23 protein-coding genes and 1 pseudogene are annotated in these 18,369 nt (G+C 47.1%); 15 read left to right on the top strand and 9 right to left on the bottom strand.

The window, feature by feature from the left end; genetic code table 11:
- Window positions 1–4: 4 nt before the first annotated feature.
- The 8 genes from ACLBWT_RS18705 (at window position 5) to ACLBWT_RS18670 (ending at window position 7,356) form a co-directional block, all read left to right on the top strand.
- Window positions 5–985, top strand: coding sequence for a ThiF family adenylyltransferase (locus ACLBWT_RS18705; RefSeq protein ID WP_447664643.1), 981 nt, complete (start codon window positions 5–7; stop codon window positions 983–985).
- Window positions 986–1,023: 38 nt separating this feature from the next.
- Entirely contained in the window at window positions 1,024–1,326 is a 303-nt protein-coding gene (locus ACLBWT_RS18700) for a hypothetical protein (protein WP_447664642.1), read from the top strand.
- Window positions 1,327–1,588: 262 nt separating this feature from the next.
- Entirely contained in the window at window positions 1,589–3,796 is a 2,208-nt protein-coding gene (locus ACLBWT_RS18695) for a hypothetical protein (protein WP_447664641.1), read from the top strand.
- A gap of 335 nt (window positions 3,797–4,131) precedes the next feature.
- A complete protein-coding gene (locus ACLBWT_RS18690) occupies window positions 4,132–4,563 on the top strand; it encodes a hypothetical protein (RefSeq protein WP_447664640.1) in 432 nt (143 codons plus the stop codon).
- A complete protein-coding gene (locus ACLBWT_RS18685) occupies window positions 4,553–5,392 on the top strand; it encodes a phosphoadenosine phosphosulfate reductase domain-containing protein (RefSeq protein ID WP_447664639.1) in 840 nt (279 codons plus the stop codon). The genes ACLBWT_RS18690 and ACLBWT_RS18685 overlap by 11 nt, the downstream gene beginning before the upstream one ends.
- 46 nt (window positions 5,393–5,438) lie before the next feature.
- Window positions 5,439–5,831, top strand: a complete 393-nt coding sequence (locus ACLBWT_RS18680; protein ID WP_447664638.1) for a hypothetical protein — start codon at window positions 5,439–5,441, stop codon at window positions 5,829–5,831.
- A 128-nt stretch (window positions 5,832–5,959) separates the two neighbouring features.
- On the top strand, window positions 5,960–6,205 hold the full coding sequence (locus tag ACLBWT_RS18675; protein ID WP_447664637.1) for a type II toxin-antitoxin system HicB family antitoxin: 246 nt from the start codon (window positions 5,960–5,962) through the stop codon (window positions 6,203–6,205).
- Between the two features lie 374 nt (window positions 6,206–6,579).
- Entirely contained in the window at window positions 6,580–7,356 is a 777-nt protein-coding gene (locus tag ACLBWT_RS18670; protein ID WP_447664636.1) for a hypothetical protein, read from the top strand.
- A 97-nt stretch (window positions 7,357–7,453) separates the two neighbouring features.
- Here ACLBWT_RS18670 and ACLBWT_RS18665 read toward each other — a convergent pair whose 3' ends face one another.
- The gene (locus tag ACLBWT_RS18665) at window positions 7,454–8,137 is read right to left on the bottom strand and encodes an SOS response-associated peptidase (RefSeq protein ID WP_447664635.1); all 684 of its coding nucleotides are present in this window, start codon (window positions 8,135–8,137) and stop codon (window positions 7,454–7,456) included.
- Window positions 8,138–8,252: 115 nt separating this feature from the next.
- Here ACLBWT_RS18665 and ACLBWT_RS18660 point away from each other — a divergent pair, with 115 nt between their 5' ends.
- The 5 genes from ACLBWT_RS18660 (at window position 8,253) to ACLBWT_RS18640 (ending at window position 10,731) form a co-directional block, all read left to right on the top strand.
- Window positions 8,253–9,119 carry an ATP-dependent DNA ligase gene (locus ACLBWT_RS18660; RefSeq protein WP_447664634.1) on the top strand — a complete coding sequence of 289 codons (867 nt, stop codon included), beginning with the start codon at window positions 8,253–8,255 and terminating at the stop codon, window positions 9,117–9,119.
- Between the two features lie 195 nt (window positions 9,120–9,314).
- On the top strand, window positions 9,315–9,626 hold the full coding sequence (locus ACLBWT_RS18655) for a hypothetical protein (RefSeq protein ID WP_447664633.1): 312 nt from the start codon (window positions 9,315–9,317) through the stop codon (window positions 9,624–9,626).
- A gap of 67 nt (window positions 9,627–9,693) precedes the next feature.
- The gene (locus ACLBWT_RS18650; protein WP_447664632.1) at window positions 9,694–9,900 is read left to right on the top strand and encodes a hypothetical protein; all 207 of its coding nucleotides are present in this window, start codon (window positions 9,694–9,696) and stop codon (window positions 9,898–9,900) included.
- Window positions 9,901–10,316: 416 nt separating this feature from the next.
- Window positions 10,317–10,565: a hypothetical protein gene (locus tag ACLBWT_RS18645; RefSeq protein ID WP_447664631.1), complete on the top strand. Its 249-nt coding sequence runs from the start codon at window positions 10,317–10,319 to the stop codon at window positions 10,563–10,565.
- Between the two features lie 7 nt (window positions 10,566–10,572).
- Entirely contained in the window at window positions 10,573–10,731 is a 159-nt protein-coding gene (locus ACLBWT_RS18640; RefSeq protein WP_447664630.1) for a hypothetical protein, read from the top strand.
- A gap of 526 nt (window positions 10,732–11,257) precedes the next feature.
- On the opposite strand, the gene ACLBWT_RS18635 is transcribed toward ACLBWT_RS18640, so the two are convergent.
- Together ACLBWT_RS18635 and ACLBWT_RS18630 are read right to left on the bottom strand one after the other, a co-directional pair.
- A complete protein-coding gene (locus ACLBWT_RS18635; protein WP_447664629.1) occupies window positions 11,258–11,662 on the bottom strand; it encodes a hypothetical protein in 405 nt (134 codons plus the stop codon).
- Window positions 11,663–12,235: 573 nt separating this feature from the next.
- Entirely contained in the window at window positions 12,236–12,499 is a 264-nt protein-coding gene (locus tag ACLBWT_RS18630) for a hypothetical protein (protein ID WP_447664628.1), read from the bottom strand.
- A gap of 508 nt (window positions 12,500–13,007) precedes the next feature.
- Between ACLBWT_RS18630 and ACLBWT_RS18625 the strand changes: the two are divergent.
- Window positions 13,008–13,146, top strand: a pseudogene (locus ACLBWT_RS18625) (tyrosine-type recombinase/integrase); the annotation flags it as partial.
- Window positions 13,147–13,369: 223 nt separating this feature from the next.
- Window positions 13,370–14,371, top strand: a complete 1,002-nt coding sequence (locus ACLBWT_RS18620) for a hypothetical protein (protein ID WP_447664627.1) — start codon at window positions 13,370–13,372, stop codon at window positions 14,369–14,371.
- Between the two features lie 222 nt (window positions 14,372–14,593).
- Here ACLBWT_RS18620 and ACLBWT_RS18615 read toward each other — a convergent pair whose 3' ends face one another.
- From ACLBWT_RS18615 to ACLBWT_RS18590, 6 genes are all read right to left on the bottom strand, one after another.
- Window positions 14,594–15,199 (bottom strand): hypothetical protein, encoded by a 606-nt coding sequence (locus tag ACLBWT_RS18615; RefSeq protein ID WP_447664626.1) that lies wholly within the window; start codon window positions 15,197–15,199, stop codon window positions 14,594–14,596.
- A gap of 85 nt (window positions 15,200–15,284) precedes the next feature.
- The gene (locus ACLBWT_RS18610; protein WP_447664625.1) at window positions 15,285–15,515 is read right to left on the bottom strand and encodes a type II toxin-antitoxin system HicB family antitoxin; all 231 of its coding nucleotides are present in this window, start codon (window positions 15,513–15,515) and stop codon (window positions 15,285–15,287) included.
- Window positions 15,516–15,651: 136 nt separating this feature from the next.
- Window positions 15,652–16,182, bottom strand: a complete 531-nt coding sequence (locus ACLBWT_RS18605) for a hypothetical protein (RefSeq protein WP_447664624.1) — start codon at window positions 16,180–16,182, stop codon at window positions 15,652–15,654.
- Between the two features lie 55 nt (window positions 16,183–16,237).
- Window positions 16,238–16,903 (bottom strand): DUF7007 domain-containing protein, encoded by a 666-nt coding sequence (locus ACLBWT_RS18600; protein ID WP_447664623.1) that lies wholly within the window; start codon window positions 16,901–16,903, stop codon window positions 16,238–16,240.
- A 50-nt stretch (window positions 16,904–16,953) separates the two neighbouring features.
- Window positions 16,954–17,472, bottom strand: a complete 519-nt coding sequence (locus ACLBWT_RS18595) for a hypothetical protein (RefSeq protein ID WP_447664622.1) — start codon at window positions 17,470–17,472, stop codon at window positions 16,954–16,956.
- Between the two features lie 725 nt (window positions 17,473–18,197).
- The gene (locus ACLBWT_RS18590) at window positions 18,198–18,320 is read right to left on the bottom strand and encodes a hypothetical protein (protein ID WP_447664621.1); all 123 of its coding nucleotides are present in this window, start codon (window positions 18,318–18,320) and stop codon (window positions 18,198–18,200) included.
- Between the last annotated feature and the right edge of the window lie 49 nt (window positions 18,321–18,369).

Here is an 18,369-nt window from a genome sequence, read left to right as displayed (position 1 = left end):
AGCAATGATAAACCTACTCGACTATCACAAGGCAAAGCCACAAGTGAACTATGCCCGTCCTAGTGTTTCCAAACTCCTTTACTACATCGTCATGATCGGCTGCGGAGGAAACGGTGGCTATGCCGTACAGCGCCTTACCAAAATGCTGTACGCGTTCAATGATGTCCGTTCGTTTCTAATGCTCGCGGATCCTGACACGGTAGAGCAGAAGAATCTGCTCCGTCAGCCGTTCATTCCGTCCGACATTGGCAAGAAAAAGGCCGATGTACTGGCGAAGCGCTACGGCACCACCTACGGGCTCAAGATCGGGTCCTACTCTGACGCCTATATCGAATCGGTTGAACAGCTGGAAAGCCTGTTCTCGCATACGGATTACCTGCATGCGAACGGCCTGCACATTCAAAAGGTTCTGATCGGCGCCGTGGACAATGACTTCTCTCGAAAGATCATGAATGATTTCTTTGAGAAGACGGATGATGTGATTTACATCGACGCCGGCATCGAAGGAGTCTATCTGCCGGAGGGTGGACAGAAGTCGCAGGAAGAGTGGTCGGAGGAAGAGACCTTGGAGCACCAGGACAGTGGCTATTCTGGTCAGGTCGTTGTGGGTGTGAAGCAGGGGGGAAGGGTTATCCTACCGTCGCTCGATGGGGTTTACCCAATCGATGCGAAGGATGCCATCCCGCCTTCTCACAGCTGCGGCATTGAGCCGTATCAACCTCAGCGGATGATCGCTAACGAGATGGCCGCCTTCCAGATTACGACTGTCATGAACGAGCTTTTCGCCACCAATTCCGTTATCGTGCATGTTCTTAACTTCAATGCCAGGACAGGTAATTCCCGGCCAACATACGCTGAGGATGTGCTACCCGTTCCGGCTGCTGGGGAAGCTCCCGTTGCCGCCGATCCCGCTGACGCGGTGATGGATGAAGATAGCGAAGAGGTAGACGATGACAGCAACGATGATTTGGTCGACGAGCAATAGGAAGTTATTCATATTAAATTGTGAACGGAGACGATAAAATGCGTAAGTACGAACTAATGGATAACAGCGTGTTGATGACCAATGGTCAAGGGTTGTGGTTGAAGCGGGTGGGACGGGATCCGGAGGCTGTGACGTCGGAGGACATCTTTCCCAATGTGCTGGAGTTGTTGGAAGCTCAAAGGCTAACGAAAATAGGCCAGATGCAAATGGAACTAGCGCACGCCTTGGATGAGTCAATAAAGCTTGGTGCGAAAGAAGAAGCGAAGACGATTTTAGATGCATACCGCCCCATTCTGGAGGAACCGGATGCCAAACAAGTCTGTCCGCTTTCGCCGCGGTGAATTATCATAAACGTTCACTAAGACATTGAGAGCAAGGGGCGCATATGCGTCCCTTGCTCTTTATTGTCGTTCCCCGTTTAGCGTGCTAACTTATCTTCTAAAAACAACTTGAATTGGTTAAAGAAGTTCCACAATGACATCTAATTCACAGTAGTTAACATGGTTAAATATTGGGGTTTCATTAGGAAATATATTTATTGACATAGCCGTATTTAAGAAGTAAGGTTTACTTATTATGGTAAATTTACTGGGAGGTGGAAAAATGAGTAGAAAACAATTTCGTTCCGCGAATTTTCCTAATGTCTATCTTCGGATTGATGGTACTGGAATGAACCAACCTCTTGGGCCAGGCGGCGGAGTGGTTAATTGCCAGTTCGGCGCAGGTCCATGGGAGACCCACGATGTAGTCACACAACCCGACGGTTCCATCACTATTGGGTCAACAGCCTTCACGAATGTTTTCTTGCGTCTAGATGGATCCGGTGTGACGAAGCCGTCAGGTCCGGGTGGCGGGGTCGTCAACTGCCAGTACACCGCGGGTCCATACGAAAAATTTCGTCTGACACAGCAACCGAATGGCAGCACCGCTTTAGAATCTGTCGCATTTCCCGGAGTTTTTTTACGAATGGACGGCAGCGGTGTAACGCATGCCTCGGATTCTGGCGGGGGGAAAGTAAATGGCCAGTTTACTGCAGGCCCGTACGAGCAGTTTATCATTGAGAGTGCGGACCAAACGCCAAGCGAGGATTACCTAAGCTATTTCTTCCTCCGGAACAAAGGCGCAGGTGGGCCGGTATTAGGCTTTGCGCCAACCGGTACCAAGGTAGTTGGGCAACCGATGTTACCTCATCGCCGGGGGACACAATTATTCAAATGCGTTGCAGTCGCCGTAGACAGTAAATTCATCCTGTTGGTCAATCAATCGACGCAGCTCGCATTGCAGGCAGACGATGATGGCTCGGTGCGTTTCGCTCCTCAGGACACCACGGTGCCAGGCCAGCAATGGGCCTTTACTGCCAAGGATCAGATCGTAAACGCGACACAGGGATCGAAGGTCTTGGCCTTGAATAACAGCTCATTAGCCTTTGCAAACCCTGACGACATCGATGCCACGCAGAAGTTCGAAATGTTTTATCCTTCCGATTTCGTATATGTCAGGAATTGCTGGACCGGACGCTTCATGACGGCTGGCCCCAATGATAGCGTTAGCTGGGCACTGATGAGCGCTGCGAATGACGACAATCAGCAATGGGGGATTACCTCGGACGGAATGCTGGTTAACAGGGGCAGCGGCAAGGTTTTGCAGTTGGCGGCCGCGCAACCGACGCCTGGCGCGATCATGATTCTAGCGGATCAGGTCGCCTCAGGACCTGGAAATGCGAACCAGCGCTTTGACATGACCTCAATCGATGGAACCCTTCACTGCTGTGCGAATAACGACTTTGTGATCGGCAAAGACGATACGAACGTTGTCAGCGAGCTCTACGCAGCTGTTGACCATACCCAACTTATAGAGTTCATCTCTCCATTCCAATTCTTTTCCATCCAAAATCAAGCTGTTGTAAATGGTGCCAAGCTTTGGCTTGCGCGAAACGGAAGCAACCTTCAGTTAGAGATAAATCACTCAAGCGGCCTCGAGCAACTATTCACGATATCACGTTATGGGGAATTGATTAATCCGATCGATGGCTTTGTCATGCAAAGCCAAGGTGACCTCAAAATCCCATTATTCGTCGATCCAGCGCCAGATCCAATCGGCTTTGATACGACAACGTTCATCTACCAAGGTGACCGCGCTTACAAACCGGGGACCGGTGCGATCACACTGCGGTCGGGCGGGCTTAGCCTCATTGTATATCGCGGAACACCTGTGATGTACGATCACATATCCAATCCAGTGGACGGCAACCAGGCTTGGGCCTTGGTTGGTCCAAACTACAGCTTATTTAGCGCTTATGAGGAGCTTGCGCGATCCTTCTTTTCGACACCCGCGCCGCTTCCCTCTCAAGCAAGCAATGACTTTGAGCTTTCGCAGCAGGAGTTGTCCGATCTTAGCCAGGACAAGACCACCCGTGTCATTTTGACGATAGTAACCGGCCTGCTTGGGCTTGTTGGTATTAGTGTTGGAACCGTTTCTTTGGGAGCGGCCAGAAATGTGGCGCAAATTGTGTTGGGCGAGTCCTCGGTCGCGGCAACAATCGCTGTGATCATGCAGGGAACCGTTACGGCATCGAGCATCATTGCTGTAGCTGACGGAATTACCCACGCCGGACTGTGGCTAAAACTGGTCGAGGCCGTCTTGCCTAATAGTTTCTGGGGTTGGGCTATTACGGTCGCCAAATTGGGGGCTACGATTGCAGGCTTCGCTTTTGGCGTAGGTTGGGCGGTCAAAGGTGCGCAAATTGCATTGATGGTTGCAGACGTCCTTGTGATTCTTTCTTCGGACAAACTTACGGCGAACCTGGAGTAGCGGTATCCAGTGATTCCCATTCGCTCTATCGGCGGAGTGCTTGTCGGAATCAGGTCAGTATATGTTCGAGATCTAATCAGACGGGGGACGCGGGGTTATTGGCCCTGCGCTCCCCATTTTTTGGATTGACGAAATTTGTAGACTGAGATAATATGAAGGTATTATCGATTCAAAAAGTTTTCTTCTGTCGCTACTTTTTCGACGAAGAAGGGGTATGCCGTTTATCGGCAACATTCATATTTGGGCTTATTTTGCCATGGAGACGTAAGACACCGATTAGGTGTTTTTTTGCGTTTTCATGGCTTTTTTTTGCCCAAAAACAAGGAGGAAATTGAATGTCGTCTTCTAACGGGTACAAGGTTATTGTCCATTATTACCTGCAAAAAGACTGTTGGAGCATTCACGTGAAGTCCTGCTGCTACCAAGGCCATTACGTCATTGTTGATGGGTCATGGGGAACAGAGGTCAAGCCAAACCGCAAAAGCAATCCGCGGGGTTGGGTAACTGCGCGATCCCACCAGGTCACATTTTTTTGTGCAGAGGACGCCGCACTGCCCGAAAACCGAAAGGCTCTCGCAGAGGCTATACAGCGGAAAGGTGAGCCGTTGAGGTACGACAAGGTGAACATGATGTTCAACTTTGAAAGCGGCCTCGGCGGGCTTCTGTTTACACCGGAAGGCGCTTTTACGCTCCATCCGAAGCAGGCCGCCATCGGTGACGACCTCTTCTCCTTGTTTAGGGGATTGGAGGGCGCCTATGCTGGCTAACGTGATGAATTTGAAACGCGGTGCAGAAGCATTTGTACTCCCGCAGCTGCCGTTAGAAATGCTCCCGCTCCACGAGTATGATGAATTCCACGTGAACGTCTCCGGCGGAGCTGACAGCGTGGCCACAGCGCTTGTGACTCTCCACGGGTACAAAATCCCGAAGGAAAAGATCAAGCTGGTTCACATGCGCGTTGACGGAAACCCGAACGACCAGACCAAACGGCAATTGTTCGATTGGCCACAGACGGACGGCTATCTGGAGTACATGAGCAAGAAGCTCGATCTTCCTCTTATTGTCTTGTGGGATGATTTGAGCCTGGAAGAGAGGATCCGCGAGCGCGGGATGTTCCCTTCTTCCACCTGCAGGTTCTGCACTTCGTATTTAAAGCGGGATGTGTACGCGAAATGGGTGCGCCAGTTCGATAACATCAAAATCCTGCTCCTGACCGGCGAGCGTTCCGAAGAATCAAAGGAGCGCGCTGAAAAGCCTGTGTTCAAGCTTCATTCTGCCCATGCAACAGGCCGGAAAAACCGACTTGTGCATTGGTTGAAGCCGATCAAGGCTATGCTCAAAACCGAAGTCAGGCAGCTATGCTCGGATTACGGTATCGATCTTCACCCTTGTTATGAATGGGTTAGCCGCTGCTCCTGCAAATTCTGCATCTTTAATACGTCCTCCGAAATGAGCCGCACATCGCAGCTCTTCCCGGAAGATTGGGCGTATCTGAAGCAGATGGAACAAGAGCTCGGCCACACCATGAAAAGCAAGGACGGCATTGCCCATTCGCTTAGCGCCTTCATCAAAGAGGACCAAATTCCCTTCTTCTGATCGATGGTGATCGCCTATAAAGATTAAATTTCAGGAGGTAATCCATATGTCTATTTTCAAAGAACCGTCAGCTCCGAAAGCCGTCGATGCCCTCATTGTCCAAATGAGCAGCATTGTCTCGAGCATCATCCGGAAGGAGAAATTCCGTCAGGATTTCGAGATTAACGACAAGAACACGCTGCGGCGTTGTGACGGCGCCGGCGTGTACGCCTGGTACGTTTACGACTGCGGTACTCACCTGTTTCCCCTCAATAACATCGAGGAGGTCAGGAGCTTCCAGCGTGAATGGCTCGACGGAATGAAGCAGATCGAAGGCAAAAAATCGGGTATGCACGATTCACTGTATGTACTGAACGTATGGACAGGCGATTTTCGCCGTGTCTGCGACTTCAGGACGTGCGGTGACTTATCCGACCGCTTGCTGAAATCTGTAAGCTAAGTACGGACTCCTTGAGGGGAACGGAGGCGATTGATCGGCTGCTGCAGGCCGATCCCGCTTCGGTTTTCCGACTAGGCTGCCTGTGCAGTCGATATCATGACCATTTTATTATCTTGGGAGGAATAATCATGGAACAGACCAGTCTTAATTTTCAATTATTGATCGAGGAGGACAAAGCTCAGGGTGACTTTATCGGGTACATCCCGGCTGTGCGCTTGGGCGTACATGGCGATTCCGTAGAAGAAGTCCGCGAAAATGCACAAGACCTGCTCTTGATGGAAATTGAATCCCGCCTGAAGGATGGCAAGGGAATTCCAAGCGATAACACGGCAACGATGGAGAGTATCAGCATCCAGGTACCGGCCATAAAATAATCCCCCCATCCAGGGGGGACCGTTCATAAGCAGGCAGCATGGATACCGTGAGCCCCCGGTCAAGGGGCTATATTTCATTTACTATTCACTACGACTCTTTGATCAAATCCTCGCCTTGATTCTTCAATTCACGGCTTTTGAGACAGGGAACGATTTCATCTCGTCTGCAGAAAGAAAGTCACCGCTTGCCTTGAGTAATGAGAAAGATCAGGGTTCAAGTCCCGCCTGCGGACCATAAGACAGTATAGCTCAAAAGGTAGAGCACCCTCTTGGAGAGGGAAGTAGCTGCAGTGAAAGATGCAATTAAGCATTGGAGAAGGCTCATTTTCTTGTGATATGCTTGAGTTCCAGATTACATAAAAAGGAGTGCAACTATGCGTCGTTCTTACAACGGTGATTGGATTTCCCTTGAGGAAGAAATTGTTGGAATCAACCTTGGTGCCGACTTTACAGCCGAACACCAATTCGGCATTGCCGGCATTATCTCAAGGCTCGGTGTCAAAGATAAAGATAACATCTTTGGCATTGAAAAACGAAGAATTCGCAACGCTGATTATCTCTATTTCAGCAAACCCAGCATCCCCAATCCTGAGAACAAGAGAAAGGAATTGCCCATTGGCATGCTTATTATGGATAGCTGGGTTTTTCACAAACCGACGATCGGCGACCAAGCAATTGCTTCAAGGGAACTTCAACCCCATAAAGAGGGGCAAATGGTTTGCGCCTGGGATGAAAGTAGCTTTGGCATTGTTGCCATGGGAGAGGAGATCGCCCACCTCGAGAAACTTTATGCCCATATGAAAAAAGGCGATGTTGCTGTTGGTCTTGGCAAGAGCTTGGGGCCTTTTTCTAATCCTGGCCTGGTATTCACGATAATTTCATTAATGCCAGAGGAGATTCTCCAGAGCATAGAAGCTGAAGATCTGGATCACGCCCTTCTTCAGAAAACGGCCAGAGAAACTGGTATTCACGAGGTCTTGCAGGCAGCGGGTAAAAGCTATTTTGCTCTCTCTCCACGCTGGAAAGATGATGACAAAAAAGAAGTTAAATTCTGGCTTAACCCTCAAAGCCAAAATCAGTACAACTACGGGTATTACACCGTAGAAGAACTCATGCAATGGGCGAAAAACACAGGTCCTATTATGAAATAGTAGGACCCCCTCTGTAAAAAAGAGGGGGGGGTTATTGGGCCAAAAAAACCTATGGAAAGGTAAGGAAAGCATAAGCCCCGGGTCAAGGGGCAATATTTCATTTACTATTCAATACGACCTCTTTGATCAAATCCTCGCCTTGATTCTTCACGTAATTCACGGCCTTTGAGACGGGGAACGATTTCATCTCGTCTGCAGGATACGGCACAAGCAGGGAGGTAAGAATATCCTTATCCGTCGTTCCCGGATCAAGCCACATATCCATCCCCTTTTCATCTAGGATTGTTGGCATTCGGTCATGTATTTTCCCCGCCAGTTCATTCGGTTCAGTCGTGATTATCGTACAGCTCCACACGATTTCATCATCCGGGCTTCGCCAGGTATCATAAAGCCCGGCCAACCCAAACGGAGAGCCAGACGCCAGCTGAAAGAGGTACGGCTGCTTCTCTGACCCGATCTTTTTCCACTCGAGATAGCCCGAGCATGGAATCATAATTCTTTTACGGCCAAGCAGGCTACGATAAGCAGGCTTCTGCTGGATGGTCTCGGCCCGGGCATTAATCATCGAATAAGAGCTTTTACCGTCCTTTGACCAGAACGGTATGAGCCCCCATTTAAAGCCGCGCAGGACCCGCTCGTCGTCCGTTGTGATCACCGCGGGTATCTCGGTTGTCGGCGGGATATTATATCGCTTGGTGTAGCCATCGTATTCGTTTCGGTCGACATGAAAGGTCTCCATGATTTCTTTTAAATCATCCGTCAACGTGAATCTTCCGCACATAACCAGTCCCCCTTTGTTTCTTTTACCCGATCGGCGCAATCGCTAAAAACCCGCTCCAGCAACTCCCATTACCGCTTCCTTATTTGCAGTGTTACCATTAAAAGTGGTGATGAATATGTTTTACCCTCCTATACTTTTACAAACTGCTGTCGATAATAAACCGTTCGACGATCCTGACTACTTTGCCAGTCTGAAACTGGACGGGATTCGCTTGCTCGTCTCCAATATGGATACGCTGAAGCTTTATACGAAAAATACCGACGTCACAAGCCGCTTCCCAGAACTTCATAACCCGCCCATCAGTAAAGGAACCATTTTGGACGGGGAGCTCATTGTCACGGATGAGAAAGGGCATCCAGATTTTGAGGCGATGATGGCCCGCTTTCAATCCCACAAGGCAAGGCACCGGATCCAATTCTGCGCCTTCGATATCCTGTACTATCGCGGTGAGAATGTCACCGGATTGCCGTTAGAGCGTCGTTTGGAGCTGCTGGAACAGGAGCTCACGGAGACTGAGTATTATTGCCGCATGCGGGTGATGAACGGCAGCGCCGTCCAGTTTTTTGAGCTCATCAAGGCTGCCGGCTTGGAGGGCATCGTCTTAAAAAGATGGGATAGCCCTTACCAGACCCGTTCCCGCCCCTGTGAGCCAGGAGGGAAGGGGATCCGGTCGTGGGCATGGCAAAAGGTCATCAATTACGACTACGCCGATAATATCGTGATTACCGGGTATGGCAAAGACGATCATAAATGGCTCATTGGCACGCCGCAGGATGGCCGTATTAAGCCGCTGGGCACAATGGAGCTTGGGATAACTGCCGAACACCGGAAAGCTGTTTGGCCGCGCCTGGGGCGTTCTATCGTGGGTGAGAATAAGCAGTTCGTGTTTGTTGAACCACTCGTCCAATGCAGAGTTAAGCATCGCGGATTTTATAAGTCCGGAATGATGCGCCTTCCAGTGTTGGAAGCTGTGACTGGGTAAGCCGGGGGTATTCCTCCGGCTTTTTGTTGTTAAAGGAAAATAAAACATTAGACTGAAAAATAAAGTATTAGACTGGGAACGGGATTAAGTTCCCTCGGTACAATGTAAAGTTTTGACATTCTAAATTTCATAATGTAAAATGCCTGTAGTGGGCGTACTCCCCTTTACCTGCAATTTAAGGAGGACATTAGCTTTATGGAACTTCGTATAAAACTTTCAGACGTAGAATTTGCGGACATTGAAAGTCGGTCGAAAGCAGCAGGATTCCCATCAGTTACTGCGTATGGTCGTAATCTGCTTTTTCCCGAACACAACTACAAGCAGAAGTGGGTTATGGTAAAGGAATACATTCGCAATCTCGATTCTGGCGCTGTCTTTCGTATACGCGACGCATTTCCTAATACACCATCACTCTTCGGAAGATGGGCTTTTGAGCAAAGTGCCGACTTAGGAATTGAATTCGTTGGGAAAGACCGTCAAGGCACAAATCAATGGCGTAAAATTTAAGGTGTGCGCTCACAGGTAGATAAATAACAGTCCCCTGTAACTCTATGAATAGGAGAGTGTATTAGAAATGAGTAATAAAGAGGGATTGATTGGTTACATTTTTCCTGCTAGGGATGGCGGATTCATGATTGATACAGGCCCGGAAGAGTATTCTTCAAGTTGTATTATTTCCTTCGAAATTTGGGACGGAGAAAAATTCGTACCAGCGATTAAAGAGGAAATAATGATTCCTCAAATGTCAGGGACCAAAGCAAGATTCAATTTACGTGAATAACTACATACTTTAGGAGGCTAATGGAATGCAGGTCATAACAATGTGGTGTCCACGCTGCGAAGTTTGGACGAAAGAATACAACAGGTCCGGCCAGCACGATTGCGGAGATGATGTTCTCTCAACCGGGGACGGGGAGCAACCGGATCTCGCCTACCGAGGCGAAGAAATTCAATGAATGTGGCGGTGTATTGAATGGAGCATCTTATAGGACTCTATGAAATCACTCTCGGATTTGAATTTTTAAACGGACACATTAGAGAAGGGCAATATCGGTATCGAATCCGGAAGGCTCGCAGACTTGCAAAGCAGCTCCACGAACAGAGAGCGGCTTCCGGAGAAACAATTGAATACCAGGTGTGCACGATGACATTATCGATTAAGCAATCAGTTCATTCCATTTATAGGAGGCATTCGATGTGAACGAAAAGCAAGTGCTGGCTTTAAAGGTCCTACGTGACCGGAGGACAGAATTTGTAAGCCCTACAAACATTGCCCGTTATGCTTTCCCTGAGAAAGGACATGAATGGGCGGATAATCGGGGTAGTGCTGCGATGTCGCCTGCTTGCTTGAAATTAGTTGAAGCAGGTTTGTCTGAACGGAATGCTCGGGGCAAATACATGATAACTGCTGCAGGATTGGAGAAGCTCTTGGCTTTAGGCGAATGAACACCATTTGAATATTGTGTTGTATGAAAAGGGGGCGGATGCGTTGTTTCCAATATTAATTATTTGGAAACGCTGTGTGCCGGCGATCCGTCTTGGCGCCAGCGGCGATACGCTTGAAGAAGCACGGGCAAACGCAAAGGATTTGGCCGAAATAATGACCTCTTGAATACCGATACCCTCCTACATGGCGGGTTTTTTATTTTTATGACGCAAGCTGATCAAAGAATAACCCACGATTTGCGGGCCATTCGCTTATTAATGATGCGGTATTCTTTCGCGGATTCACCGTGAAGCGCGATGGCAGTAACCGGGCAAGATTGTCGAATTTCTCGCATTGCTCATGGCTTAGAAAAACATGAAAGCCGTGCTGTTGCCAAGAGAGGTGGTAATATAATCTCATTTATATCCAAACCTCCAAAATTTCGATTGGATCCAAACTGTCGCGGCCCAAGCACACACGTCCTCGATCCTCCAGGTATGTGCGTATGGTGCCAAGCTCCTCCGTCAACATAATGAATGGGGTAGGGGTTGCTGCATCAAACAGTCGTGCAACGAACTTCCCAGGGAATTCCTCAGTGTATAGGTCATACAAGATGAACATGGGAACCTTGTATTTCGTCATATCTATTTCATCGAAAGTAGCCACAGGGATGCTCCTACTGTCCAAAAGATCCCCTCCTTATAAGGTTGAATTATTCTCCTGTCACATCCACAGAGAGTTTCAGATTAACTTGTTTCTGCTCTCCCCGTAGAAACATGGCCAGTCGATCAAGTTTATCGGCTACTTCTGGTCCAGTAAGGGAGACATGGAGTTGATAGCTAAATTCAGTTGGAGGATTTTGTTCTTTGATCTCGAGTTCCGGGGTCGCCACTTCAGGTACGGAATTCTTACCTACAAGTTGATCTGGATGGAATTTATTAGATTTCCTCACCGCACGATCATAGATCCCAAGCTTCCTAAGCATCGTGTAATACTGAAAGGAGTGTTTTAATTCCCAAGCATCTCGGATATCTTTCAACGTATAATTCGTCTTCCACCGGATAAGCTTTTCCACCTGTTCGTCAGCATCTAATTTTAAGAACTCTTTCAGCGGCATAATCGAGATCAGATATATCCCTCCAACTCATTTTGTGTTCTATTTAGATATGGTAAAGCGAATATATATTAAAAAATACCATATTAAATTTGTCTACACAATTAAAACTTTGATATTTTTTCCCTTTTTTGATTGAGTAAGACTTCAAATTTTGACCTTAGCTTCCCCCTTAACATTGAGCTATGTATAAGCCGGTTCAGTTATTTGATATATGGAATAATTTTATAAGGAGTAGTAATGGGGCTTCAATACGTTCTGCTGTCTCAATAATGATGTTTAATTGCGATTTTCCTGGATAGGCTGAATAAACTTGGAGCCTGAAATTTTCCAGTCGAATATATCGATTCCGATAGAAAGTTAAAATATCAAAAATGTGATTCAGATGATATTCTTGATCAGAAACATGATTACGATCTACAATACGAACGAGCATTCAAGGAGACTCCTTCCGGGGGCGAAGAGGGGGAAGGGGAAGGCGAGGGTAGCGGAGGAAAGAAGAAGCCGCAGACGATCCGCTGGACGTGCCCGAAATGCGGAAACATCGCTCGGGCGCTTGCCATAGTGTCCCCGTTTTCACCGGTTCGAGCTTTCCGGAATGGAGCTGAAGCGATCCGCGCAGCCGCCGCGGTGGCGACCGTCATTACCCCGGCCGGACGCCGGCTGGGAGTACAGCTCCTCGTTCGCCTTGGCGACGCCGGGAGCGTTCGCTACCCGGGACGTGTACGCCGCCATGTAGGACGGGAACTCGAATCGTGGATTCGGCGCGGCGCAGATCGTCGATACAGGCGTTCTTGGCGGAATCATCGACGGCGACAGCAGCGCAATGCCGGTATGCACGAACACGCGCTCGGAAGAAGCGCGAGCTCATGCCGGCGTTACTGGACTAAGCTCGCTTTAACACTTTAACGCTGTGTCGTACTGCACAAAATCCGTATTTTGTACTAATGTATTAACGCGTTAATATATAAAAGCGTTTAAACAAAAAAAGAAGTGTATTATAATGACACTCTAATCTCCCCTTAAAATTGACACTAATCCCCCCATCTGGCCAAGCTCTGAAGGCGGCCGCGAACATCGCATGTGAGAACGAGCTGCAGCTGCTCCGCGCTTCCGGCCGGCTCTGGTGCTCGATCGGCGATCCGGATACACCCGGCCACGATCGAACGGCGGCACCGGCGACCGCGACGGCCGCGAATAATCAGGAACGCGACTTGCTGCGCTGGGTTTTGTCCTAAAGAATCAGTGTAATGCAGTCGGTCGATGGCTATTGGTATACACCTTTAAATCCCTTAGATTACGATCCCTCATCCTCTGATGGAAAAACTCTTTCGTCGACCCAGTCCAAAGGCAGTTGAACAAGGCAGCCGACTTCGCCGGCGATCGAGAGCGTCGGGAACCACTCGCTCCGGAAGACCTTCGGCTACTGGTACTACAAGCAGACTCGCGACGTGGCCAAGCTGCATCACATCAACAGATCATCTACAACTGGCTCTCGCCAGCCTGGCTCAAGGCAAAAGCAGATGGCCGTGACCCTGCCCGATATAATCAAAAATGCTCTTCGGGCGTGCGCCGGTATCCCCCCTTGCATAAAATAAGCCCCCGCTTTCCTATGTGGTTGGCAGAGGCTTAATTAAGTTCGATAAACCTTAAGTATGTGACATAATATCCCGATATATAAATCAATTATCAATTTTATGGAGGAGAATCATGATGAAGATAAAACTACTCCCCGCAGTAATTGCTGTTGTAGCGATATCAACTGTTTTTTTGACTTCGAGTATAAGTGCTGCGACTAAAATGGCTTCTAAAGTAAGTATTAAAATCTCCAACGGGGGTTCATATTACGGAGAAGTCAAAAATGGGTTGCCTTATGGTAAAGGAAGCGCCACATGGCCTGGTGGAAAATCATACGCTGGCGATTGGAAGTTCGGGAAACGATCTGGAATTGGAAAGATGATAAGTAAAAAAAATGATTTTACATATTACACTTATAATGGAGAATGGATGAATGATCAATTTAACGGTAAAGGCTCATTTCTATCAATATACACATATCCAACATCTCTTGACAAGGAAGGATATTTTTATGCGGATGGAGAAATAGACAACGAATATCAGAAAGGAATATTTAAAAATAACGAGTTCGTATCAGGATACTCTGGCGATTATTTTAGAGGCAGAGGAAGCGACCAACCTATAAATATCAAATATGAAGATTCTAGTAAGAAGATTTTAATAAAAACTTTAACGTTTGATAATGCTATTTCGGAAGCTAATCTATATACATTAATCACTAGTGAAAAAAACATGAATACAACAAGTTCTTTTTGGGACAAAACCAAAAATTATTTACTTCATGTAGGTTATACACGTCTAAAGGGAAGTGATATTGAAACATTAGTTTTAGACAGCACCTATTGGGACGTCTATTTTACCAATGGAGAATATGAAGTAACACAGGCTATAAATGGGACTGAGATAACCGATTTAGGTTATGGCCCAGTCCTCCAGAAGACAGTCAATAGTGAAGGTGATGACGATTATGACGCAAGAGTTGATGGCGAAAAAGAAATTAAAAAATATCAAACTATTTTTTTAGGTAAGATCAAAAACTATAAGAATGGTTTTGAAGATGTAATTGATTCTATAAGGCCTTCTAAATCTCAAATAGAAGAAACTAATAGAACTATAATTGATTACAGCATTTAATTATCCAAACACCCCTCCTTATTATAAAGAGGGGTGTTTGTTGGTCGAGAATGGCCGTATGGAAATGTATCGGATGGGTGAGTTCCCGTCGTTTCAAATTCATATCCTCCCTGCTGCTTTTTACCACTTGGTTTTAGCTATCATGTTAATACTTATAAATATATCGGCTTATCACAAATTCTCCCTTAGAAAAAAGAAAAACCGCCATCGGCGGGGATTCGCTTAAAACTTTAGAAAATTAAAATTTATTTTTTCTACGGCTTGTTGTAACGCTTCATCCCTTTGTTTTTTGCGATGTTCGTAGTACGAAGAGTTGTAAGCATCGGTTGTCTCAATGATGTAGACAAAACCATTGTCTGACATTGGAACATGATAGTAAGATGCTCCAGGCGTAAGCATATCGACTAATATTTGAGTGGGATCGCCGGACCCTACTCGGACATAAATATCATTGTCGGGCAAATAGAAATTGGCTGTATTTATTCGATTATGCTTAACCGTTCTATGGTTACGCTCTAGCCACTTGTAAGTTATCCATAAAAGATCGAGCAGCTGGTTGGACGCTGTGCTCCGGCCATGGGATAGTTTACTCATGGTAGCTACATAATCAGGATCGTAACGGTCCGGAATTTCCGCATCGATAGGTAGTCTCACCACTCGCACGGTGAGCAATTTATCTTGTAAGAGCGTGCATAGTTCCTTCCAATCTTCCGGGTTCATCTGATCTCTATACCAGTTTCTCGCGCCTAGAATGTCATGTAATAACTGGACAGACCATTTTACGTTTCCATCGTTTATCTCGGCGACAATTCTCTCTTCATTGTCCATGTAAAGCCCCCCCTCCTATATTCCATTATTAACGGACAAACCACCAAATAAACGAAAAAAACCGCCCAGGGGCGGGAAAATTTCATTATGTGGTAGCTACCGTGATGGACTCTACGATCGCTCGTCCCTTGGGTAATGATCGCCCGGCAGCCTTCGCCTGCTCGATCACCATTGCGGCCAAGTCCATTGCGTTTTCTCGGGCTTCATCAAGCGTATCGCCGCGGGCGCCAAGACGGATCGCCGGTATATACGCGGTGAAATTCTTCTCCACCGTGTCCTCCTCAAATAAAACTAACAACTGCAGCTCGTTTACCATTTGAAAACTCGCCCTCCTGGGTTCCATTTATGAACCGTTTGGCCCGCGGCCGAAAGTCAAACGGTATCGGTAAATGGATTATAACACAAATACAAGAACATGTGTTCTTGTATTTGTGTCTTTTGAGGACTTTTGGTTACTGCTCAGCATCGTCGTCATCCTCGTCATCGTCGAACATATATATCCCCTGTGCAGTGAAAGGTTCATCAGGAAACGTGTATTCGAAAATATTACTTATCTCTCCAGCAAAAGCATATAGCCCAGCTGTCGTCATTCGATTGCCCGACCCAGGCGCCAGCACATACCGGAATCTATCTCTCAATTCGATAACATCTTTTGCACGCAAACATCCGATCAACGCCAAGACTAAGAAACCGACTTTAGTAAACTCAACGTTTTCTGGCTTCACATTTTTCAGGAATTTCCGGAGATACACGGGCCGTTGTGATATACTCCGTTGGATAAAATCCGCTATTCCATCTTGGTTCGATTTCTCGAATTTAAGAAGACTTTCCTCTGTGATCGACTCATACAATTTGCGGGCTTTCAAAGCGCCAATTTCTTCATCAATGAAGGAGGCAATTTCCATAGCATCGTTCCAAGCAAACTTAACATAAGACCCCATATCCTTCTCATGTGATTCCCTTCGTCTACGGCCATATGCCATGAGTCACAGACCTCCCGTCCTGAGCTACTATTTTTCCGGTTAGCGCGCCCTATCTTTATGCTTTCTTCATACTTAATGCGGCTAAGTAATCCGGGAACGAGGCTTCTATTTGTTGCAGTATGTAGGCTTCAGGATTTCTTTTTATGTCCTTGTCCGTTTTCTTAATCATCAACGGCCAAAAGGTACGCAACTCATATGCTGGAATGAACCACTCACAGTCTTCTTCATAACAAAGGTAATTCTCAAAAGTGCTCCCAAAACGCCGAGCTGCAGGGCTCAGAAACAATTTGGCGTATTCCTTGCTGATCATAAGACCACCATGAGATGGCGTGTGTACGTCGAAGATATGGCCGGTTAAATAGATATCCATATCCTCCACTTCGCCCCAAGGCGAATCCATCAGGGTCGTGCCGGTCAAAGCAAATAAGCAATCCAATATTTCATTCGAACGATTAACAATGTGCTGCATGTTGTTCCACAGGTGGCGGTCAACGCTATCCGAATCCTCGTATTCGGGCGAACCGATCTTGAATACGTAGCCAAGATTAACGAACTTCACGCTTTTCTCTTTACGCACCTGCAATGAAAATGATTTTTCCGTTACTTTGTCCATGGAGAAATCGGTCCAGCCTAAATCCTTGACATTGTGTTGTAACCTAAAGACGATATCCCCTTGATTCATCACATAGTCATTCGAAACGCGCACCCACGTAAACCCCATAACTCGTTCCCTCCTTTTCGATTAACTTGCTAGTTGGGTTAATTTCAGTTTCAAAGATTGTCGGTACTTCTCCGTACTCTTCCGTTTTTCGGACCGCTGTGATTAGCAATGAGATTCAACTTTTCACGCCATACGGGATCGCCCGGCTCACGGAGCGGACGACGCTTTATTCCCTCATTAAATATTTCCGTCGGTACGCCAAGGGAGTTGGAATTCCAAATACGGTGATGAACAGCGACAATGTACATGACAATCAACTCTTCAAGATCGCGCATAAGCAACGAGGCTTTTTTCTCTGGATTAAATCGCCGATCGTTCTTTGTTAGGTGGATGTTCCCCGGCAATCGGCAGAAGATATTATCCTGCAATGTCTTAGCCCAACGATTCATTCTGCGAGTTATATTCTGATCGAGCTGGATGTTAAGCGCATTGCAAATTGGAGTTATGTCGTATTTCTTCGGGCAGATTATCGTGTCAGGTAAACCGAACGCTAACCATTCGCACGAAATTTTTTCGTATCTTTTAATCCAATCCTTTTTCTCGATCATGTTGTGAAATGCAGCTGACATAGTGCGAAGATTGGGCTCCTCGATTGAAAGATGCATCCCCAGCACATACCCACTATAATCGTCCTGTATCACCGTTAACCAGGGAGTCCCGAGGACCCTGCTAAAGTCGTCGGACAATACATAAACGCCGGTATTAAAGCAACCAATTTCTGCCCTTTCTAAAGGAAGCCGCCGATCCTGGTATGTCCTATATGGATACAAATTCCGCACCTCATTTCAATTAGATTTCCTGCGTTTCTAGTAACACCAAATTCGAGAGTTTACAATCATAGTACCATAAATGCCCAGTTTTTTGAGGTAGCATACAATAGGAAAATCAATAGTTTCGCCCAAGATCCTTAGAATGATACTTTTAAGTATCAAAACGAAGAATAGTGCTTATATGCATATAAAAAAGCGACGGCGCAATGCGTCCGTCACTTCATTTGATGGTTCGTTATGTAATCAAATCGAATCTTAATTCGCTCACCGTTGCTATCGAGTATGATTTCCCGCGTGTACGGATCGACCTTATATATCGTTCCTGTAGCCGCCCGGAACCGCTTATTTATTTTGGAGATCAACTTATAGTTAAAATACTCGCGACGTGGCCAAGCTGCAGCACATCAAATAAGGGTTAGTCGTTATTCTGTAAAGCAGAAGAAGACCGGTAACGCTGGCCGCCCCCCGGCTTACCGGCGTCCGGTCTTCTCTTATTTCTTCGGCTTTTCGTCCACGCCTTTTGATTACTGCAGCCTGCGGATATCTTCTTGCAGCTCGCGGATCTGGCGCATCGCGTCGGCCTGGGCTGCAGCAGCTGCAGAGCGCTCCTTCTCCAGCCGCTCGACGTCGAGACGCAGGGCCGCCACCTGTCTCTCCTCGGCTTCCCGCTGTTTTGGTCACCGGCCGCCTTCTCGT

The sequence above is a fragment of the Paenibacillus sp. D51F genome, from assembly GCF_053345695.1.
The sequence above is the reverse complement of the archived record's forward strand: the minus strand, read 5'-3'. Positions and strand labels throughout refer to the sequence as shown.

Coding starts and splice junctions, on each gene's coding strand:
- ACLBWT_RS18705 (WP_447664643.1), top strand. CDS start 5: ATGATAAACCTACTCGACTATCACAAGGCAAAGCCACAAGTGAACTAT.
- ACLBWT_RS18700 (WP_447664642.1), top strand. CDS start 1,024: ATGCGTAAGTACGAACTAATGGATAACAGCGTGTTGATGACCAATGGT.
- ACLBWT_RS18695 (WP_447664641.1), top strand. CDS start 1,589: ATGAGTAGAAAACAATTTCGTTCCGCGAATTTTCCTAATGTCTATCTT.
- ACLBWT_RS18690 (WP_447664640.1), top strand. CDS start 4,132: ATGTCGTCTTCTAACGGGTACAAGGTTATTGTCCATTATTACCTGCAA.
- ACLBWT_RS18685 (WP_447664639.1), top strand. CDS start 4,553: ATGCTGGCTAACGTGATGAATTTGAAACGCGGTGCAGAAGCATTTGTA.
- ACLBWT_RS18680 (WP_447664638.1), top strand. CDS start 5,439: ATGTCTATTTTCAAAGAACCGTCAGCTCCGAAAGCCGTCGATGCCCTC.
- ACLBWT_RS18675 (WP_447664637.1), top strand. CDS start 5,960: ATGGAACAGACCAGTCTTAATTTTCAATTATTGATCGAGGAGGACAAA.
- ACLBWT_RS18670 (WP_447664636.1), top strand. CDS start 6,580: ATGCGTCGTTCTTACAACGGTGATTGGATTTCCCTTGAGGAAGAAATT.
- ACLBWT_RS18665 (WP_447664635.1), bottom strand. CDS start 8,137: ATGTGCGGAAGATTCACGTTGACGGATGATTTAAAAGAAATCATGGAG.
- ACLBWT_RS18660 (WP_447664634.1), top strand. CDS start 8,253: ATGTTTTACCCTCCTATACTTTTACAAACTGCTGTCGATAATAAACCG.
- ACLBWT_RS18655 (WP_447664633.1), top strand. CDS start 9,315: ATGGAACTTCGTATAAAACTTTCAGACGTAGAATTTGCGGACATTGAA.
- ACLBWT_RS18650 (WP_447664632.1), top strand. CDS start 9,694: ATGAGTAATAAAGAGGGATTGATTGGTTACATTTTTCCTGCTAGGGAT.
- ACLBWT_RS18635 (WP_447664629.1), bottom strand. CDS start 11,662: ATGCCGCTGAAAGAGTTCTTAAAATTAGATGCTGACGAACAGGTGGAA.
- ACLBWT_RS18620 (WP_447664627.1), top strand. CDS start 13,370: ATGATGAAGATAAAACTACTCCCCGCAGTAATTGCTGTTGTAGCGATA.
- ACLBWT_RS18615 (WP_447664626.1), bottom strand. CDS start 15,199: ATGGACAATGAAGAGAGAATTGTCGCCGAGATAAACGATGGAAACGTA.
- ACLBWT_RS18610 (WP_447664625.1), bottom strand. CDS start 15,515: ATGGTAAACGAGCTGCAGTTGTTAGTTTTATTTGAGGAGGACACGGTG.
- ACLBWT_RS18605 (WP_447664624.1), bottom strand. CDS start 16,182: ATGGCATATGGCCGTAGACGAAGGGAATCACATGAGAAGGATATGGGG.
- ACLBWT_RS18600 (WP_447664623.1), bottom strand. CDS start 16,903: ATGGGGTTTACGTGGGTGCGCGTTTCGAATGACTATGTGATGAATCAA.
- ACLBWT_RS18595 (WP_447664622.1), bottom strand. CDS start 17,472: ATGTCAGCTGCATTTCACAACATGATCGAGAAAAAGGATTGGATTAAA.